Source organism: Streptomyces sp. NPDC091280, from assembly GCF_044768565.1.
GTDB lineage: Bacteria > Actinomycetota > Actinomycetes > Streptomycetales > Streptomycetaceae > Streptomyces.
Window position 1 is genome coordinate 347,229 of sequence record NZ_JBIVUZ010000012.1, and the last position, 17,867, is coordinate 365,095.

At 70.4% G+C, this 17,867-nt stretch carries 18 protein-coding genes and 1 pseudogene; 4 read left to right on the plus strand and 15 right to left on the minus strand.

Features of this window, described 5'->3' with window-relative positions; genetic code table 11:
* Positions 1-24: 24 nt before the first annotated feature.
* The 9 genes from hydA to ACIQPR_RS34360 are packed head-to-tail and all read right to left on the minus strand — an operon-like array spanning position 25 to position 8,082.
* Complete coding sequence (gene hydA, locus ACIQPR_RS34320) at positions 25-1,455, minus strand: dihydropyrimidinase (protein ID WP_403656336.1); 1,431 nt, start codon at positions 1,453-1,455, stop codon at positions 25-27.
* A gap of 41 nt (positions 1,456-1,496) precedes the next feature.
* The gene (locus ACIQPR_RS34325) at positions 1,497-1,877 is read right to left on the minus strand and encodes a gamma-glutamylcyclotransferase (protein WP_403656339.1); all 381 of its coding nucleotides are present in this window, start codon (positions 1,875-1,877) and stop codon (positions 1,497-1,499) included.
* Between the two features lie 12 nt (positions 1,878-1,889).
* On the minus strand, positions 1,890-3,050 hold the full coding sequence (locus ACIQPR_RS34330) for an NAD(P)/FAD-dependent oxidoreductase (protein ID WP_403656342.1): 1,161 nt from the start codon (positions 3,048-3,050) through the stop codon (positions 1,890-1,892).
* Entirely contained in the window at positions 3,047-4,456 is a 1,410-nt protein-coding gene (locus tag ACIQPR_RS34335; RefSeq protein WP_403656345.1) for an FAD-dependent oxidoreductase, read from the minus strand. Before ACIQPR_RS34335 ends, ACIQPR_RS34330 begins: the two co-directional genes overlap by 4 nt.
* Entirely contained in the window at positions 4,449-4,721 is a 273-nt protein-coding gene (locus ACIQPR_RS34340) for a (2Fe-2S)-binding protein (RefSeq protein ID WP_403656348.1), read from the minus strand. The genes ACIQPR_RS34335 and ACIQPR_RS34340 overlap by 8 nt, the downstream gene beginning before the upstream one ends.
* Positions 4,722-4,750: 29 nt before the next feature.
* Entirely contained in the window at positions 4,751-5,506 is a 756-nt protein-coding gene (locus ACIQPR_RS34345) for an amino acid ABC transporter ATP-binding protein (RefSeq protein WP_403656351.1), read from the minus strand.
* Positions 5,503-6,222, minus strand: a complete 720-nt coding sequence (locus ACIQPR_RS34350; protein WP_403656354.1) for an amino acid ABC transporter permease — start codon at positions 6,220-6,222, stop codon at positions 5,503-5,505. The genes ACIQPR_RS34345 and ACIQPR_RS34350 overlap by 4 nt, the downstream gene beginning before the upstream one ends.
* A gap of 32 nt (positions 6,223-6,254) precedes the next feature.
* Positions 6,255-7,124, minus strand: coding sequence for an ABC transporter substrate-binding protein (locus ACIQPR_RS34355; RefSeq protein WP_403656357.1), 870 nt, complete (start codon positions 7,122-7,124; stop codon positions 6,255-6,257).
* Positions 7,125-7,131: 7 nt separating this feature from the next.
* Positions 7,132-8,082: a dihydrodipicolinate synthase family protein gene (locus tag ACIQPR_RS34360; RefSeq protein WP_403656360.1), complete on the minus strand. Its 951-nt coding sequence runs from the start codon at positions 8,080-8,082 to the stop codon at positions 7,132-7,134.
* Between the two features lie 231 nt (positions 8,083-8,313).
* On the opposite strand from ACIQPR_RS34360, the gene ACIQPR_RS34365 reads away from it, so the two are divergent.
* Positions 8,314-9,363 carry a LacI family DNA-binding transcriptional regulator gene (locus tag ACIQPR_RS34365; RefSeq protein ID WP_403656363.1) on the plus strand — a complete coding sequence of 350 codons (1,050 nt, stop codon included), beginning with the start codon at positions 8,314-8,316 and terminating at the stop codon, positions 9,361-9,363.
* Between the two features lie 89 nt (positions 9,364-9,452).
* Here the strand turns inward: ACIQPR_RS34365 and ACIQPR_RS34370 are convergent, their stop codons facing one another.
* From ACIQPR_RS34370 to ACIQPR_RS34380, 3 genes are all read right to left on the minus strand, one after another.
* Positions 9,453-10,130: a response regulator gene (locus tag ACIQPR_RS34370; RefSeq protein WP_403656366.1), complete on the minus strand. Its 678-nt coding sequence runs from the start codon at positions 10,128-10,130 to the stop codon at positions 9,453-9,455.
* Positions 10,131-10,154: 24 nt separating this feature from the next.
* Positions 10,155-11,408, minus strand: a complete 1,254-nt coding sequence (locus tag ACIQPR_RS34375) for a sensor histidine kinase (RefSeq protein WP_403656369.1) — start codon at positions 11,406-11,408, stop codon at positions 10,155-10,157.
* Between the two features lie 147 nt (positions 11,409-11,555).
* Positions 11,556-12,143: an RICIN domain-containing protein gene (locus ACIQPR_RS34380; protein WP_403656372.1), complete on the minus strand. Its 588-nt coding sequence runs from the start codon at positions 12,141-12,143 to the stop codon at positions 11,556-11,558.
* Between the two features lie 434 nt (positions 12,144-12,577).
* Here ACIQPR_RS34380 and ACIQPR_RS34385 point away from each other — a divergent pair, with 434 nt between their 5' ends.
* Positions 12,578-12,973 (plus strand): luciferase family protein, encoded by a 396-nt coding sequence (locus ACIQPR_RS34385; protein WP_403656375.1) that lies wholly within the window; start codon positions 12,578-12,580, stop codon positions 12,971-12,973.
* Positions 12,974-13,530: 557 nt separating this feature from the next.
* On the opposite strand, the gene ACIQPR_RS34390 is transcribed toward ACIQPR_RS34385, so the two are convergent.
* The 3 genes from ACIQPR_RS34390 to ACIQPR_RS34400 all read right to left on the minus strand — a co-directional run bounded on the left by ACIQPR_RS34390 (position 13,531) and on the right by ACIQPR_RS34400 (position 15,970).
* Positions 13,531-13,662, minus strand: a complete 132-nt coding sequence (locus ACIQPR_RS34390) for a hypothetical protein (protein ID WP_403656379.1) — start codon at positions 13,660-13,662, stop codon at positions 13,531-13,533.
* Positions 13,663-14,227: 565 nt separating this feature from the next.
* The gene (locus tag ACIQPR_RS34395; RefSeq protein WP_403656492.1) at positions 14,228-15,016 is read right to left on the minus strand and encodes a class I SAM-dependent methyltransferase; all 789 of its coding nucleotides are present in this window, start codon (positions 15,014-15,016) and stop codon (positions 14,228-14,230) included.
* Between the two features lie 504 nt (positions 15,017-15,520).
* Positions 15,521-15,970, minus strand: coding sequence for a peptidase inhibitor family I36 protein (locus tag ACIQPR_RS34400; protein ID WP_403656382.1), 450 nt, complete (start codon positions 15,968-15,970; stop codon positions 15,521-15,523).
* Positions 15,971-16,111: 141 nt separating this feature from the next.
* On the opposite strand from ACIQPR_RS34400, the gene ACIQPR_RS34405 reads away from it, so the two are divergent.
* Together ACIQPR_RS34405 and ACIQPR_RS34410 are read left to right on the plus strand one after the other, a co-directional pair.
* Entirely contained in the window at positions 16,112-17,095 is a 984-nt protein-coding gene (locus tag ACIQPR_RS34405) for a DUF5937 family protein (RefSeq protein ID WP_403656385.1), read from the plus strand.
* A 65-nt stretch (positions 17,096-17,160) separates the two neighbouring features.
* Positions 17,161-17,844: pseudogene (locus ACIQPR_RS34410) on the plus strand (transposase); the annotation flags it as partial.
* Positions 17,845-17,867 lie beyond the last annotated feature (23 nt).

The window sequence follows — 17,867 nt, forward strand, 5'->3', positions numbered from 1 at the left end:
GGAACATCGGCCTCCTGCGCTCCGTCAGCAGACGAACGACCGGCTCAATGGGTCCGAACGCAGGTGGCGGCCTTGGGAGTTCGGGTCGGTGAGGCGGCCCGTCGTCACCACCGGTCGGCCTCCTACGACGACGGTCTCGGGCCAGCCGGTGACGGTCAGGCCCTCGTACGGTGTGTAGTCCGTGGCCATGTGCAGGGCGCTGCTGTCGACGACCCGGGTGAGGGTCGGGTCCCAGAGGACCAGGTCCGCGTCCGAGCCGGGGGCGATGACTCCCTTGCGGGGGTAGAGGCCGTTGAGCTTGGCGGGGTTCGCGCACATGACCTCGACGAAGCGACCAGCCGGCAGGCCGCCCTTGACGACCAGTTCACTGAAGATCACCGGCATACGGGTCTCCACTCCCGGCAGGCCGTTGGGCATGGCCCGTACGTCGTGGCGGACCGACTCCTTCTGGGCGGTGTCGTAGCAGCAGTGGTCGCTGCCGATCGTGGCGACTTGGCCCATCAGGACCCGTGAGCGCAGCCCGGCGACGGTGTCGGCGTCCCGCAGCGGGGGGCAGCAGACGAAGCGCTCGGGGTGCGGGCCCGCGTAGGCGCTGTCGTCCAGGACGAGATGGTGGGCGACCGTCTCCGTGAAGGCGCGTACGCCCCGGCCGCGGGCACGGGCCACCAGGTCGACGGCCTCCGGCGTGGACTGGTGGACGAAGTACACGGGCGCCGCGACGGACTCGGCGATGGCGAGGATCTCGGCCACCGAGGCGCTCTCGGCCAACTCCGGCCGTGTATCGGCGTGATGGCAGGCGCTGATCGTGCCCGCTGCCGCACCGCGCTCCTGCGTGTCGGTGATGATGTGGTCGGCCTCGCAGTGGATGACCACCATGCCGCCGAGGTCCCGCAGCGTCGTCATCACGTTGAGGACGGTCTTCTCGTCGGCCATGGTCTCGCCGCGATAGGTGGTGAACATCTTGACCGTGACGATGCCGTCGCCTGCCAGCGCCCGCAACTGCTCCGGCACGGTGTCGTCCCACTCGACCACGCACGCGTGCAGCGCGCTGTCGCAGAGTCCGTGGTCCGCCTTGGCGCGCTGGGCGGCGGCGACGTCGGCCGGGTTCTCGCCGGGGCGGGGGATGGCGAAGTCGACGATCGTGGTCGTCCCGCCGAAGACGGCCGCCGTGGTGGCCTGCCGGTAGTCGTCCAGGGAGGTGAAGTCCCCCGAGGTGAAGCCGACATGGCAGTGCGGGTCCACCCCGCCGGGCAGGACGAGGCGCCCGGTGGCGTCGATCTCGGTGGTGCCGGGTGCCTGCGCCGCACGGTACGCGCCTGGTTCCACCACCCCGAGCACCTTGCCGCCGTCGACCAGGACGTCCGCCGCGCCCTGCCAGTCGGCGTTGACCACGGTGCCGCCGCGGACGACGAGGTCGACGGGCTCGGTGCGGGCGATCGTAGCGGGATGGGACATGGCTGCCTCCAACAGGAAGATGGGAGAGGGGAGTTGCGGGGTCAGCGGGTGGCGAGGTAGGCGTGCCAGCCGCCGTGCGCGGTGATGTCGACGACGCCGGGGGCGGTCAGTGCCGAGGCGCGCATCCGCATCGAGAGGGACCCCGAGCCGTCCTCCAGGGCGATGACGCCGAGTTCGAGTTCTTCGGGCTCCTCGGGCAGCAGGCGTTCGCGCAGGATCTCGTAGCCGACCTCGTACACCTCGCCGACGATCGCCGCGCCGCCCTCCGCGACCGGGTGCAGACCGGGGAACTCGTCGCGTACCGAGAAGAAGCGGTAGTCGGGTGCGGTGCGGACGGGACCGAGCAGGCGGGCGTCGCGCAGGGCGTGGTGGAGGCTGCCGCCGGACATGGCCTGGCCGTTGACGAACATCTTCAGCGTCATGAGGGGTGCCTTTCAGGGCGATACGGGAGTGGTGGTGTCCAGCGACAGGCGGCCGGGGCCCAGGTCGTCCACCGGGTCGGCGGGGGACTCCCCGGCGATCAGTCGGGCCAGGGTGTCGCCCCACACCGGTGCGAGGGTGAAGGCGTAGGTGCCGCCCGCGACGAAGAACCCGGGGTGGCCCGGGACTTCGCCGATCACCGGCATCTCGTCCGGGGTCGCGGCCAGCGGCCCGGCCCACATGCGCAGCAGCCGCAGTCCGCCGAGGAACGGCAGGATCCGGCCGGCCTGGGCGAGGTTGCCGGTCATGCTGCGCACGCTGACGGTGCTGCGGCCCGCCATGTCCAGCTCGGCCGCGGGCCAGCCGCCGCCGATCAGCAGATTGCCGGCGCTGACCTGCTTGACCGACATGCCCTCGCCGATGTGCTGGACCAGGTGGTGCAGCACCGGCGGCACCCGCACGGTCACGTGCATCTGGATCGCCACCGGGGACATGTGGACCGGGATTCCGGCCATGGCGGAGATCTCGGTGATCCACGGCCCGGCGGCGTTCACGACGATTGGCGCGGTCCAACTCCGGTCCCCGGAAAGCACCTTGTACTCCGCGCCGACCTGCTCGACGGCGGTCACCGGGGTGAAGGGGTGCAGTTCGGCGCCGTGGCGGCGGGCGGCGGCCAGATAGGCGGGGGTGATCAGCAACGGGTTGGCGTAGCCGTCGAGCGGGCACCAACTCGCGGCGCGTACACGGTCCGACAGCAGCGGGAGTTCCTTGCGGGCCTCGTCGCCGGTGAGCACCTCGGTGGGTATGCCCGCCTCGCGTTCCCAGTCGTGCTTCTCCCGCAGTTCCGCTTCCTGGGCGGCGGTCTCGGCGACCATGAAGCCGCCGCTGCGCCGCAGTTCGACATCGGTGCCGAGCCGCTCCTCGATCCGCGACCAGTGTTCGGACGCCCGCCGTTGCAGCGGGAGTAGCCGTGCGCTGTCGACCGGGACGTCCTGGCCGGGGCGCCGGGTGTGGATGGCCTGGATGTGCAGATTGCCCGCGGTGGTGCCGGAGCCCTCGCGATTGGGCGCGCCGCGCTCCAGGACCACGACGCGATGGCCGCGTTCGGCGAGATGGAAGGCGGCACTGGCACCGAGGATGCCCGCGCCGATGACGATGACGTCGGGCCGGGTCACCGGATCTCCCGCCCTTCCGTCGCCTTCGCCCCGTCGACCGCGGCGGCCATCGGCAGGGGCCGCAGCGGCATCCGGGCCGCGAAGCACTCCGCCGTACCGCGCCCGGCCAGCGCCGCGACGACGTGGCCGCACTCGCGTCCCTGGCAGGGGCCCATGCCGGCGCGGGTGGCGGCCTTGGTGCCCGAGAGGTCGTTCCAGCCGGTGGCCCGGGCCTGCCGGATCTCGCCGGCGGTGACGCCCTCGCAGCGGCACACCTGCGTGGTGTCGGCGATGTCGGCCATGTCCGGTGCCGGGTAGAGACGGTCGGCCAGCGCGGCGAACCGGTCCAGGGAACGGGCCCGGCGGCGCACCGCCGCGAGCTGCCGGGCGCTCGGCCCGGCGCGTTCCGGAGCCAGTCGGCGCAGGATCGCGTACGCGGCCAACTGCCCCCGTACGCCTGCCGCGTGGACGCCCGCGATGCCCGCGCAGTCCCCGGCGACGTACAGTCCGTCGAGCGAGGTCGCGCCGTCCGCGTCGGTGACGGGGAGCTGTTCCGTGCCGGTCGGGTCGGGTGTGGTGCGACAGCCGAGGAGCCGGGGGAGTTCGGTGCTCGGGCGGAAGCCGTACCCCACACACAGGGCGTCGGCCTCGACCCGTCGTACGGTGCCGTCCGCACCGGCGATGTCCACGGCCGTGACCTGGGTGTCGCCGTGCGCGGCCAGCACGCGCGCCCCCTGCTCGACGCGCACGCCATGGCGGGCGAGGGTCAGCAGATAGCGTGCCGCCTCCGCGAGCCGGGCGGGCTGGCGCAGTGCGTCGCCGATCATGCCCGGCCGGGGGCGGTAGGGGGTGTTCAGCTCGACCACCGCTTCGATCCCGGCGCCCACCTCCAGCAGGGCGCAGGCCACCTGGAGCAGGAACGGGCCGGTCCCGGCGAGCACCACCCGCTTGCCCACCGGCACCCGGTCCATGGTGGCCAGATGCAGGGCGAACCCGGGGGTGACCACGCCCGGCAGGGTCCAGCCCGGGAAGGGCAGGGCACGTTCGTACGCGCCCGTCGCGGCCAGGGTGACCCGGGCGCGCACGCGGCCGAGGGCGCCGGTTTCCACATCGGAGGTGAAGAGGGTGCGCCCCGCGTCCTCGGCGCCCCAGACCAGGGTGCCGGTACGGCAGTCGACGCCCGCGTCCCGTACCGCGTCGATCAGTTGAGTACCGCGCGGGCGGAAGTCCCCGAAGGCGGCGGCGAGTTGTGCGGGCCGGCGCTTGAAGTACTGGCCGCCGAGCGTGCCGGACTCGTCCAGCAGGACGACGTCCAGGCCGCCTCGGGCCATGGCCAGCGCCGCGTGCAGTCCGGCGGGACCGCCGCCCACCACCGCCACATCCGTTTCCAGGTCGGCGGGTTGGGCCGATTCGGTGCGGTCAGCCATGTGCGGCCGTCCGGATGTCCATGCCGTCCGTGACGTGCGCCGTGCAACTGCGGGCGTTCTGGCGGCCGTTGATGGTCACCTCGCACTCCAGGCAGACGCCCATCCCGCAGAACGGGCCGCGCGGCTCGCCGTTGACCTGGTTGCGGCGCACCGGCCAGACACCGGCCGTCACCAGGGCGGCGGTCACGGACTGACCGGCCCAGGCCCGGCTCGGGGTGCCGTCGATGGTGACGGTGACGTGCTCCGGCAGAGGACGTGTACTCATGGCAGCGCTCACAGAGGTCGTAGGGGGTGTCACAGGATGCGGTCGAGGAACTGGCGGGTGCGTTCGTGCTCCGGCGCCGAGAAGAAGAGGTCCGGGGACTTGTCCTCCACCACCGTGCCGTCGCTGATGAACACCACGCGGTCGGCCGCCGCCCGGGCGAAGCCCATCTCGTGGCTGACGACGATCATGGTCATGCCCTCGGCGCGCAGCCGGACCATGACGTCGAGCACCTCACCGACCATCTCCGGGTCGAGCGCCGAGGTCGGCTCGTCGAAGAGCAGCAGCTGCGGTCGCATCGCCAGGGCACGGGCGATGGCCACCCGCTGCTGCTGGCCGCCGGAGAGCTGGGCGGGGTAGGAGCCGACCTTGTCGGCCAGCCCCACCATGGCCAGCAACTCCCGCGCCGCCGCCCGTGCTTCGGCCTTGGACACCCGGTTCACATGCACCGGACCGGCCGCCACGTTGTCGAGCGCGGTCATGTTCGGGAACAGGTTGAACTGCTGGAACACCATGCCGGTACGTCTGCGCTGGACGGCGATCCGGCGCTCGCGCAGGGCGCCCTTCTCGCCGTAGCCGATCCGCTCGCCGCAGATGGTGACGGTGCCGGAGTCGGGGGTCTCCAGGTGGTTGAGGGTGCGCAGGAACGTGCTTTTGCCGCCGCCCGACGGGCCCAGGACGAGGACGACCTCGCCCTTGCGGACCGTCAGGTCGATGCCCTTGAGCACCTCGACGTCGCCGTACGACTTGCGGACCTGGTGTGCTGCGACGACGGTCTCGATGGTCATCGGGTCTCCAGTTCGAGTGCCACGCTCTTCGTCCGGCGGCCACCGCTCGGCGAGGTCTGGTGTCCGCGGCCGACACGGGCCTCCAGCCAGCGCTGGACCAGGCCCCACAGGGTGGTCATCGCCAGGTAGTACAGGGCCGCCGCCGTCAGGCCCTCCAGGACGCGGAAGTTGGTCTGGACGGCGAACTGCGTGCGCCGCAGCAGCTCTTCGACGGAGATCACCGAGACCAGCGTGGTGGTCTTGAGCAGGCCGTTGAAGCTGTTGCCGAGCGGCGGGACCATGACCCGCAGCGCCTGCGGCATGACCACCACCCGGAACACCCGCCAGGGCGGCATGCCCAGCGCGCGGGCGGCCTCGGACTGGCCGCGCGGGACCGACAGCACTCCGGCGCGGACGATCTCCGAGAGATACGCCGCCTCGTTGAGCACCAGACCGGTCAGCGCCGAGCTGATCACGCCGAGGCGCAGCCCCAGCTGGGGCAACCCGGTGTAGATGATGACCAGTTGGACCAGCAGCGGGGTCCCGCGCATCAGCCACACGTAGAAGCCGGCGAGCAGCCGGACCGGTGCGAGGTGCGACGCCCTGCCGAGCGCCACGAGCACGGCGAGCGGAAGGGCGAGGGCCATGCTGACCGCGGTCAGCCAGACCGTCGTCCAGGCTCCCTGGATCATGAGGGGGTTGTGGAGGAAGGAGAAGAAGGCTTCCCAGGACCACATGGCTCTCGCCCTTTCCGTCGTGGGAGGTGTGGCTACTTGGCGCCGACCGCGCCGGTGGTCACCTTGAGCGCGCCGGAGTACGCGGTGACGCCGTACTTCTTGAACAGGGCGGCCAGATAGCCGTTCGCGCGCAGGGTGTTCAGCGCCTGGGCGACCGCCTCGGCGGGCTTGTCCTTGCCGAAGCCCAGGGCGAGCGGCGCCGGGTTGATGCCCTTGACGGCCGTCTCGAAGGCGCCGTCCTTCTGGTAGTAGCTGGTGACCGCCTCGACGATGGCCACCCCCTCGACCTGGCCCGCGGCCAGTGCCTGGTAGGCGTCGGCGGTGGTGGTGAAGGAACGGATGGTGACCTGCTTCTTCCCGGCCGCCTTGAGTTCCTTGTTGAGCGCGGTGAGGGTGTCGAACTCGTATCCCGGGGCCTCCACGGCGATGGCCCGGCCCGACAGGTCGTCCTCGGAGGTGATCTTCTTCGGGTTGCCCTTGGCGACGGAGACGGCGACGCCCTGGATCTCGTACGGGACGAGCTTGATGGTCTGGGCGCGCTCCGGTGTGTAGAACATGCCGGTGTCGATCATGTCCCAGCGGCCCGACTGGACACCGGGGATCTGTGCGTCGAAGGGGATGTTGACGAACTTCGGGGTGAGGCAGAGCAGCTTGGCGATCTCGTCGCCGAGGTCGATCCGCATGCCGATGATCTTGTTGGAGGAGTCCAGGTACTGCATGGGCGGCAGGGTGGCGTTGGTCGATATCGTCAGCGTGCCCGCCTTGACCAGGTCGGCCTTGCCCACCTTGGGTGTGCAGCCGGTCGGGGACGCGGCGGCGGACGTGGAGGAGGAGTCCTCGCTGCCGCAGGCCGCCACGGTCAGGAGCAGGGCGGCGGAGGCCGCGATGAGGAGTCTGCGCACGGTCGGTTCACCTTTTTCCGGTGCTGGTGGAACAGGGGTGCAGCCCGGCCTCGTCGAGCGCCTCCGACAGACGGAGCAGCGCGGACGGGTCCTCCAGGGGGAGCAGCGGGGGACGTACATGGCCCCCGGGCTGCCCCAGCAGCCGCATGGCGGCTTTGAGCTGCGAGGTGGGTGAGGCGAACCTGGAGCTGTAGTCGTCGTTGACGAGCAGGTTCACAAGCCGTTCGTAGCGTGCGGACCAGTTCCGGGCCCGGTCGAGATCACCGGCCCAGTAGGCCTCGTAGAAGGGGACGGCGAAGGGAGCGCCCAGGGCGCCGCCGTCGATGTTCCCGGCGCCGCCGAACTCGGCCATGACGGCCATGCCCCGGCGGTGGATGAAGCGCCCGAAGACCCGCACCTCGCCGGCCAGGGCCGCGCAGGTGTCGGCGACCTTCAGTTCGTCGCCGGAGCTGTCCTTGACGGCCACGACCGTGTCCAGCGCGGCCAGCCGGACCAGCGTGTCGACGGTGATGTCGACGGCGGTGCCGCGCGGCCAGTTGTAGACCATGAGCGGCAGGTCCACCGCGTCCGAGAGCGTGCGGTAGAAGGCGTGGATCTCGTCCTGGGACGGGTGGACGTACGGCGGCGGGGTGGTGAGGATGCCGTCGGCGCCGATGGCGCGGGCGTGCTCGCCGTACCGTACGCACTCGGCCGCGGTGAACGCGCCGCAGCCGATCACCACCGGTATCTGGCCGGAGAGTTCGGCGACCGCGATCTCCGCGAGCCGGCGGCGCTCCTCCGGGGTCTGGGAGAACCACTCGCCGGTGGTGCCGTTCACGAGCACCCCGTGGACGCCCTGCTCGGCGTAGAGCCGCAGCAGTGCGCGCCAGGCGTCCTCGTCGAGCGAGCCGTCGGCCGCGAACGGCGTGGGCGCGGCCGGCCAGTAGCCGCGCCAGGAGACGGCACCCGGGGTGTCCATGTGAGCTCCAATCGAGTGCCTGCCGACACTGTGTGGGATCGACTTTGTGGGATCGATTGCACAGCACCGTCGCAGTCGCTCATGGCCGTGGTCAACCTCGATCTGGCCGGAAAGTGGCGCTGAAACGCACTGTTTACGCCACGGAATTCACCGTCTCTGGCATGATGGCGATCACGGCCCGATGGATGACCAGGGCTGCATGGCATCGATTTCATGATCGGGGTGGGACCGGTGGCAGTCACGCTGGACGAGGTTGCCGAGGCGGCGGGGGTCTCCAAGAGCACGGCCTCGCGGGTGCTGAGCGGTTCCACCCGGGTCAGTGACCGGACCAGACGAGCGGTGCAGTCGGCGGCGGAACGCCTCGGCTACCGCCCGAACCGCATCGCCAGCGGGCTGCGCACCCGGCGCAGCAACCTCATAGGGCTGGTGATCACCAACCTGGTCAACGCCTCGTTCCACACCATCACCGGCGTGCTCCAGCAGCGGCTGGACGAGTGCGGCTACCAGGTCCTGCTGTGCGTCACCGACTCCGACCCGGAGCGTGAACGCCGTTACCTGGACATGCTGTTGGACCACCGGGTCGACGGCCTGGTCATCGTGGGCACCGGCGCCAACACGGCGACGGTCCGCGAAGTGGCCGCGGCCGGTATCCCCGTCGTCAACCTCATGCGTACGCCCGACAACGCCCCCGGCGACTCCGTGATGGCCGCCGACCGGGAAGGCGCCGAACTCGCGGGACGGCACCTGCTCGACCTCGGACACCGCAGGATCGCCTTCATCGGCGGACCGCCGGACGTCGACTCCGGGCGCGACCGGTACGCCGGATTCGCCGCGGCACTGACCGCCGCCGGACTCGAACCCGACCCCGCCCTGTGCGAACGCGGCCCGTATACCGTGCCGTTCGGCGCGGAGGCGGCCCTGCGGCTGATGTCCGCGGAGCGTCCGCCCACCGCGCTGTACAGCGCCAACCACGAGGCGACGTTCGGGGTACTCGGCTCCCTGGTCCAGCTCGGCGTCCGGGTACCGGACCAGCTCTCCCTCGTCTGCCACGAGGAGGCACCCTGGTTCCCGCACTGGCACCCGCCGATCACCGTCGTCGACAACGGCGCCCGGGACCTGGGCGAACTCGCCGCCGAGCAGTTGCTGCGCCGCATCGGCAACCGGCCCGAGAGCGGCACGGACTCCGACGGTTCCCCGGCGGAGGCCGTCGGTCGGCTCATCCGTGTCGGCTCGCGACTGGTCCTGCGCGACTCGACGGCGGCGCCGACACGTTCGGCATGAACATCACCTCTTGCCCACCCGCAGGCGCGGTGAGCATGGACGGTCGGCGGCGGGGACGTCCGCCGAGGTCTTGATGCCCTGTGCGTCGATCACCATGGCGGTCGGCTGGGGCCGGGGACGACCAGGCCGGTCTCGTAGGCGAGGACGACGGCCTGGGCGCGGCTGGACAGGGCGAGTTTGGTCATCGTCCGGTTGAGGTGTGTCTTGACGGTCGCCGTGCTCAGGACCAGCCGCTCGGCGATCTCGGTGTTGGACAGGCCGGTGCCGACCAGACGCAGCACCTCGCACTCGCGGGGCGTGAGCGACTCCGTCGCCGCCCCGGTGGCGACGACCGGCCCGGGGCTCGGGACGTAAGCCTCGATCAGCCGCCGGGTGACGCTGGGCGCGAAGAGCATGTCGCCCGAGGCGACGGTGCCGACGGCGGCGAGCAGCCGCTCCGGCGGGGTGTCCTTGAGGAGGAAGCCGCAGGCACCGACACGCAGCGCCGCGTAGACGTACTCGTCGAGATCGAAGGTGGTCAGGACTATGACGCGAGGAGGCGGATCGTCCGCCTCGGCCAGGATGCGTTCGATCGCGGTGATCCCGTCGGTGCCCGGCATGCGGATGTCCATCAGGATCACCTCGGGCCTGCCGGTCGCGGCCAGCCGGACGGCCGCCTCGCCGTCGGCGGCCTCACCGATGACGTCGATGCCCGGCGCCGCGCGCAACAGTGCCGCCAGACCGGCCCGGATGAGCACCTGGTCGTCGACGACCAGTACCGTTGGCATCCCCGATTTCCCTTCCCCGCACGGCTACCGGGACCCGGACCCGCTGCCGCGGGGGTCCTCGGCCGCCGTCGGAACGGGCAGAGTGAGCTCGACCGCGAATCCGCCCTGCGGCCGTGGCCCGGCGACGACCGTTCCACCGAGAATCCTGGCCCGCTCCCGCATGCCGATCAACCCGTGGCCGCCCGATCCCGTGCGGATGGCCTGAACTGGCTCGTGCCCGTCGTCCTGGACACGGATCACCAGCACGTCACCGCCGTACACCACCTGCACGGTCGCCGTGCACGGGCGGGCGTACTTGAGCACGTTGGTCAGGGCTTCCTGGACGACCCGGTAGGCGCACAGGCCCACCCCGGCCGGCAGTCGCCGTACCGTCCCCTCGGTCAGCAGTCGGACCGGTACACCCGCGGCGCTGACCCGCTCGGCCAGCTCACCGAGCCCGCCGAGGTCGGGCGTAGGGGCGTAAGAACGGCCGTCACCAGCATCACTGGTATCACCGGCACTGTTCTCCGGGTCCGTGGAGTCGACCCGCAGCAGCGTCAGCATGCGCCGCAGTTCCTCCAGCGCCTCCCGGCTGGTGGCCGCGATCGTGTCCAGCGCGCCGTGTGCTGTCGCCGGATCGGCGGTGAAGACGTAACCGGCCAGACCGGCCTGCACCGAGATCACGGACAGGTGGTGGGCGACCACGTCGTGCAACTCGCGTGCGATACGGACCCGTTCCTCGGTGATCGCCTGCTGAGCCAACTTCTCCTGCTCGCGCCGGAGTTGCGCGGTCACGGCCACCAACTGCCGGTTGCGGTCGTCCAGTCGGCGGGTGCCGTTCCCGACCAACCAGACAACGGCCGGTACCCCTAAGGCCTGTACGGCGGAGAGCGGAACGCCGACCGACCCGTCGGCCAGGCCGCTGTAGAAAATCACGGCGGCGGTCAGCGCCGCCCCCGCCAGAGCCGTACGAGGAGGCCGATGGGCTGCGACGCTGTACAGCGCGATCGCGGGGGCCCAGAAGTTCAGCGACGGCTGGTATCCGGCAGCCAGGTACCCGACAAAGGCCACACAGCAGGCCGTCAGCACCTGGACGGGAGCACGTCGGCGCAGCGCGAGCGGAAGGTTGACCAGCACGCACAGCGTGTACGCGAGAGCGTCGAACCGGGGCCATGGCTCAGGGTGGTACTGACTGCCTGCGACGGCCGCGGCGGCGGCCAGCCCCACGGCCAGCACCGCATCGGGAAGCAGCGGATTCGTTCCGCTGAGCCGGGCGCTCAGCGACGCCCTGGTGACCATCGCGTCAGGGTACGGCGTCCCCGCGCGATCGGTCATCAACCTCGCGGTCGACCCCCGCCGTCGCGGAAGTCGCGGGCACGCAGACCGCCTCCGGCGGTCGGACGGTTTCCCACCGTCCGGCCGCCGGAGGCTCAACTTCCCGAGGCGCTACTCCCAGAGGCTTTGCGGGTACTTCGGGCCGCCGAGCTTGACCTGGGTGTCGTATCCGCCGCCCGTCAGGTTCAGATAGATGGAGCTGCTGGCGACCGGGAGGATGAACAGACCGTCGGTGCCCGGGAATCGGTGATCGGTCGTGTAGGTGGTGAAGCGCTGGTTCTTACGGCCGTTGCAGGTCCAGATCACCAGGCCGACACCGCTCTTGTACTTGGCGCCAGGCACATCCATGCACAGGCTCGTGTTGAACGACGGGTGGAAGTAGACGCCGCCCTCCTTCGCCTTCTCGATGCACCACACCTCGTTCGACTGCGCGCGCCCCGAGGTCTGCGAGGTGATCACCCAGGCACCCTTGCCGCCGTAGCCCGCGTCGTTCATGTACTTGAGACCGCTGAAGTTCTGGAAGGTGTCCTTGTGCAGGCACTTGTTCGCCGCGACGGAGACGGCGGGTGCGGCCTGCGCCGAGCCGCTCATGCCGGTGGTCGTCGCGCAGAACGCTCCGACCGCGACCGCCATGGCGAGCAGCCCGCGCCGCACCTTCTTCTCCGAACCCGAACCGCTCCTCGCGTTTCCCCCATGCATGAGCATCTCTTCCTCCCGTTGTCCGAACGCTTTCCGACCTCAGGGAGTGTGGCGCCGGAGCCACAGGCAGGACGACAGACGTGGAGTTGATGTCGGGGGTAAACCCCTGCGGTAGCCGGTCTGCACCGGGGGTTGCATGCTGTCAGCGCGGCTGCGCGGCTGCGCGCGCGGGCCAGGCGGGGGATTCCGTCGTTCGTACGTGCCGAGGTCGTGGGCCGGGGCGATCCGCATGAGGCGGTCTTTGATCCCGTGGCCGGGGCCGTTGATGGAGATCGCCGCCTGCTGCCCTCGCGGCGAGAGCACCGCGCCCCGCCGGCATCGCCACGCCAGTCCAGACGAGGCCCGTCTGCGTCCGGACACATTCGTCGCCTGTGCTGTGATTACGGATTCCTCATGTCCTGGTGTCGGTGGGGTGACCTGGGCATGATGGGCGCATGACGCTGGCCGCGCACGCCTTCACCCAGCTCGCCGGGTGGCCGGACCTTGCCGAGGTCACCCCGAGCTGCGGCACGGGCCGGGCTCTCGGCACGGCCCACAGCGAGATCATCCACTTCCACTCCGACCGCGCCGTCGACCTCCACCTCACCGTGCGGGCCATCCGGCGGTTCGAAGACCATCTGGACGCCGCGCGCGCCGTTCAAGTGGTGCCAGGCTCCGCCTGGGTGACGGTCCACCTGGACACCCCCGCCGACGTCCATCTGCTGACGACCCTGGTCACCCTCGCTCTCCAGGCTCATCAGCGATGGCCAAATCCCGGCGATGCCTCGCAAAGCCCCTGCAATGATCATCACAGCGAGGTACGACCACGCGAGAATCTCGGCGGAAGCTGAGCGGCTTCCGATCCACGCGTCCGTCGCCGAGATCCACGCGCCTTTCACGGCCGGGATGGTGCACGAGTTCGGTCCCGCCCACGTCGAAGCCCGAACACGCTCCCTCCTCAGCTTGTGATGTGTCCGGTGCGGCGTGGTCCGGTGCCGACCTCGTGGCAGGCTGGTGCGCGGTCGGGCTCGCCGGTGGCCAGGAGCAGGCCCATGTCGTAGCGGTTCGCAGGCCGTCGTTTTTCGAGCCTGGTGGGCGTACGGGGCCGGGAGGGTTTCGGCACTGCGGCGGGCGCCGGCGTCTTCACGTGCAGGTGCGCGGCTGGCGGCAATGGTGGTTTGCCGCCGCCGTCAGTGGCGCGGGGCCCACGGGTTGCCGTACCCCACGGAGTCGGAGGATCTAGTGGATGGTGCGGGCAACGTCAGCCTGCAGGTGTTCCTTCGGCCAGCGCGAAGCCACCCACCGGTAGTCCCGGACCGTCGAATACGCCAGGCCGACGTCCGTGTCGAACATCCAGATCGCCTCCCTGAGGTGAACAATTCCTCGCTCCCGACCGGTTGGTGCCTCCCTAGGAGCGCATCGACTCGATCTCCATGGCCGCGTCTCCGAGCCGCCACTGGACGCTACTCATGGTCTCGACCCAGTCCCGTCCCAGCTCGACCAGCCAGTCGTAGCGCTGCCGGGTCAGACTGCCGGTCATCCGGACACCACCTGCACAGCCCCGGGGACAACACCCTTGCGTGCCGAACTCGCCCTGGAGGCCTGTCGCTTCGCACCATCCGACCACCTAGTCCGGCAGAGATGGGCGTATGGCGCCGGTGCCCGAAGCGGCCCCGCATCCGGCGCACGCGAAGGCTCACGCTTCGCCGGACCACGCGCGCCGCGCATGCCAGGCCCGTTTGAGGCAGGCGGGAGGAGAGCAGAACACCGCCGAGACCGGACGGCCCACCCCGACCGTCCACGCCCACCCCGCACTGCGGACACGAAGCTGTCACGCGGGCGTTCACCGCCTCGACCCGAGCCCTCGTTCGGCGCATCCGCCGCCAGTGCCTCGAACAGCAGCCCGCCTCACGGAACACCGCCGTCGACTTCGCCGACGACCAGACACAGCCGGGGCACTCCGTCCCTGGCCACATACCCACCGTACGGCGGGCGGTGCCTGCGGCCCATTCGTCGCTTGGGATGGTGCCGCCCGATGCGGCGAGCCCCTGAACTGCATCAACAGATTCTTCGACGTGTCAGGCAAGGATCTGACACAGGCCCTGCTAGTCGGCCTGCAGGACGAAGAACAGGAAGCACAGGAAGCGCGGCTCGGCCGCGATGGCCTCGGGGAACATCTCGCGGGCGGCGGGATCAGGCTCCGGCTCGCTGATGACGGTGATCCGGAAACCGGCCTCGGTGAAAGCCTTGATCATCTCGTGCAGTGGCCTGTGCCATCTGCTCACCAGGGCGGTGTGGTCGCCTATGGTCCACTCGACGGTCCATTTGGTGGTGTCGAAGTAGTTGCACTCGGCCTCGCGGCCGGCCTCACGGTGTATGAGGTTGATGGCGAAGGGATGGTCGACGGAAGCGATCAGCCGACCGCCGGGCTTGAGTACGCGGCGCAGCTCGGCCAGGGCCGGCCCCCAGTCCTCCAGGTAGTGCAGCACCAAGGACGCGACTGCATCGTCGAACGTGTCATCAGGGTATGGAAGCGGGCTGCCCAATTCCGTCACCCGCAGGTCCGCACCGTCGCCGAGCCGCTGGCGGGCCAGCTGAACCATCCCGGCGCTCGCGTCGAAGCCACTCACCAGGGCGCCGCGGTCGCGCAGCGCGGCAGACAGGGACCCCGAGCCGCAGCCGGCGTCGAGGATCCGCCGGCCGGTCACGTCTCCGGCGAGGGTCAGCATCGCGGGCCGCTCGTAGTAGGCATTGACCAGGTTGGAGTCGTTTGCGGCCGCGTACGCCTCGGCGAAGCCGTTGTAGTCGTTGGCCTTCGACGGATCCGCACCCACCGCGGACGGCGAGACCAACCTGCTGGAAATCGCGTGCTCTTGGCGCTCGCTTGAGATCATGGTGCGGGAGACGTGTGCCGCACCAGATCGGTTCCTGACCCTCCCGGTTGCCCTCACAGTCCTGAAGATCCAGCGAGCCGTTCGTTCAAGCGTCACGACCACCGTCATGTCGTGTCGGCCTCAGCAAGAGGCGCAGACGGCGTTCCCAAGTGAGTAGTTCTTGGGTCCGGCCCTTGTCGGTGACGGTCTAGGGCGCCGAGTCGGCGGGGCGGAGTTGGCGGATCGTGCGACCGCGATGCCGGGTGGTTGTCGGGTTCGATATGAAGAACAACGGCTCGGTGATGCAGGCGGCGACTGTCATCGCGGCCGACGGCTGGGACGGCGTCTCGCCGCTTTGGACGGACGCAGCCGAGTGCGGCCCCTGTCACCCCGGCAACGACTCGTACTGGCCGAAGGGCACGTCGGGCCCCGGCGGCAGTCGGCCCGAGCCCGACGCGCCCGCCGCCGGCCTCGCGGGTCGGCGGATCCCGGCGTTCCGGGGCCCGCCGTTCCGTCATCCGCCGGTCAGCAGATGGACGACCAGCGGTGCGAGCGGAGCTTGTAGTTGAGGTTCGACCAGGTGCCGCCGTGCTGCGCGATGAAGTAGCAGGTGTTACCGCCGTAGTTCGCACCGTCGTAGAGAACGACCCAGTCGTACGAGGACGACGTGCCGTTGTTCTTGGCCGACCCGACGACCTGGTTGTCGGCCCAGGAACACACGACGGGAGCGCTGTACCAGTCCGTGTCGGCGTTCGTCCACGTGCACCGGCTGCCCGTGCCGGCGGTACCGGTCCAGATGCACAGATCGCCGCTCGGACAGTCCCACGCCGCCTGCGCCGAGGCACTCGCCGAACTCGGTGCGATCAGGCCCAGGGCCGCCAGGGCGAAGGTGATCGCCGTGGCGAAGAAGGCTCTGCGGCCCCGCCGGGGTGTGCGGCCGGACTTCCGGTCGTGCTCCTTCGCGTACGAGGACATCCCGTGGCCTTTCTCGTGGAGGGTGCCAACTGGCCAGCCGCTGGCGGGAATTCATGTTCCTGGGCTGGTTATGTCCCTGTCATCCTCATGCGAATGCGATGACACTTCGCAGGTCGACAACGGGGGCCGACGGGGAAACGGATGCTCCGCTTTCATTTCACGCAGGAGGACCTCACCAAGGTCAGAGTGGCGACCGAGCCGCACGCGCTCTGGGAGATCGCGGTCAGTCTGCACCGTCTCCAGACCCGTGAAGGCCGTTGGGCCTACGCGCCCTGGTTCCGCACCGCGCGCGACTCGTTGCGGCAGGCCGGGCTCGAACGGACGGTGAAGTCCTTCCTGTTGCCGCTCTTCCCGCGCGCCAGCTACTTCCCCGACTTCCTCACGCCACCGGAGGGAACCCACGGGCTGGACGCCGGCCTTGAGGCCGTTCTGGCGACACCGTACGAGCGGGTCGCGAGCGAGGTCGGCATGCTCACCCGGACCGTCGGTGCCCCGGCCTGGGCGGGCCGGCTCACCGAGCGGGACCTACGCGAACAGCTCGTTGACGCCCTGCGCGCCTACCACCGCGCCGTGATCGCCCCTCACGAGGAGGCCATCCAGGAACGTCTGCACGCCGAGCGGTCCCGGCACGCCCACACCCTGTTCCGCGCCGGGACCGAAGGCATGCTCAACGGACTGAGCCCCACGATCCGCTGGCGGCCGCCCGTCCTGGAGATCGATCCGTATCCGGACCACCGCGACGTCCACCTCGACGGGCAGGGGCTCCTCCTGATCCCCTCCCACTTCTGCTGGCACACTCCCGTCGCCCTGGCCGACCCCGGGCTCCCGCCCGTTCTGCTCTACCCCCTCCATCACCGGCCGGAGACGGAATCGCACACCGCCTCCCCGCCCCTGAGCGTGCTCCTCGGTCCCACCCGCGCCGCGATCCTGAGAGCCAGCGCGACCGGCTCCACCACCACCGAGGCCGCCCGCCTGGCCGGTGTGACACCCACGACGGCCAGCCATCACACGGCCGTCCTGCGCGACGCGGGCCTGATCACAAGCCACCGCCACGCCAACAAGGTCCTGCACACCCTGACCCCGCTCGGCGCCGCCCTGCTGCGCACGGGGCGGGGCGGCCACTGACGCCGCCGGCTCCCGACACTCTTGCCGGCAGCGGGAATTCTCCCTCGCGGGAGTGAGGGGACGAACTGTTCGAGCTGGTGGACGCGTTGCTGTGTGCGGACGGTCGGGTGACTTCGCCTGTGGACCTGACGCTGGTGGCCGAGCACCGGCATGGGCACGGCGCGATGGACGAGGCGCTGAACTGCGGGAGTGTGGAGGTGCCCCGGCTGCGGCAGGTGCCGACCGGGCTGCCGATGCCACTGGCCGCCGAAGGGCGCCTGGTCCTGGCGGTCGATGTCAGCAACTGGCCCCGTCCCAACGCGCCGACCAGCGCGGACTGCCTGTTCTGCCACGCCTACGGCCGCAGCGGACGCTCCTCGGACCAATTCGTCCCCGGCTGGCCGTACTCCTTCGTCGCCGCCCGCGAATCAGGCTGGACGTCCTGGTACCAGCTCCTGGACGCCGTCCGTCTCGGCCCCGAGGACGATCCTCATCGTCTTCGGGGCCGGCTACGACGGCCGACACCCACGCTCAAGGAGTACGACCCTGGCCCATCCCCAGGACGGGCGACCGCCGAAGCACGGCAAGGAGTTCCGCTTCGCCAAGGCCGGGACCTGGGCGAGCCGGACGCGGCAACCGTGCAGATCACCGACCGGTACGGCACCGCCCGCGCGATGTCCTGGGACCGCCTCCACCTGCGGCTGACCACCCGCTCAGCCTGGACCAACCACGCCGGTGAACTCCCCATCATCGAGGGCATGCTGCGCAGGTCACCTTGCTTTACCGAGAAGAC

Coding starts and splice junctions, on each gene's coding strand:
- ACIQPR_RS34370 (WP_403656366.1), bottom strand. CDS start 10,130: ATGCCAACGGTACTGGTCGTCGACGACCAGGTGCTCATCCGGGCCGGT.
- hydA (WP_403656336.1), bottom strand. CDS start 1,455: ATGTCCCATCCCGCTACGATCGCCCGCACCGAGCCCGTCGACCTCGTC.
- ACIQPR_RS34385 (WP_403656375.1), top strand. CDS start 12,578: ATGACGCTGGCCGCGCACGCCTTCACCCAGCTCGCCGGGTGGCCGGAC.
- ACIQPR_RS34400 (WP_403656382.1), bottom strand. CDS start 15,970: ATGTCCTCGTACGCGAAGGAGCACGACCGGAAGTCCGGCCGCACACCC.
- ACIQPR_RS34405 (WP_403656385.1), top strand. CDS start 16,112: ATGCTCCGCTTTCATTTCACGCAGGAGGACCTCACCAAGGTCAGAGTG.
- ACIQPR_RS34390 (WP_403656379.1), bottom strand. CDS start 13,662: ATGACCGGCAGTCTGACCCGGCAGCGCTACGACTGGCTGGTCGAGCTG.
- ACIQPR_RS34360 (WP_403656360.1), bottom strand. CDS start 8,082: ATGGACACCCCGGGTGCCGTCTCCTGGCGCGGCTACTGGCCGGCCGCG.
- ACIQPR_RS34345 (WP_403656351.1), bottom strand. CDS start 5,506: ATGACCATCGAGACCGTCGTCGCAGCACACCAGGTCCGCAAGTCGTAC.
- ACIQPR_RS34340 (WP_403656348.1), bottom strand. CDS start 4,721: ATGAGTACACGTCCTCTGCCGGAGCACGTCACCGTCACCATCGACGGC.
- ACIQPR_RS34375 (WP_403656369.1), bottom strand. CDS start 11,408: ATGGTCACCAGGGCGTCGCTGAGCGCCCGGCTCAGCGGAACGAATCCG.
- ACIQPR_RS34380 (WP_403656372.1), bottom strand. CDS start 12,143: ATGCATGGGGGAAACGCGAGGAGCGGTTCGGGTTCGGAGAAGAAGGTG.
- ACIQPR_RS34335 (WP_403656345.1), bottom strand. CDS start 4,456: ATGGCTGACCGCACCGAATCGGCCCAACCCGCCGACCTGGAAACGGAT.
- ACIQPR_RS34350 (WP_403656354.1), bottom strand. CDS start 6,222: ATGTGGTCCTGGGAAGCCTTCTTCTCCTTCCTCCACAACCCCCTCATG.
- ACIQPR_RS34325 (WP_403656339.1), bottom strand. CDS start 1,877: ATGACGCTGAAGATGTTCGTCAACGGCCAGGCCATGTCCGGCGGCAGC.
- ACIQPR_RS34395 (WP_403656492.1), bottom strand. CDS start 15,016: ATGATCTCAAGCGAGCGCCAAGAGCACGCGATTTCCAGCAGGTTGGTC.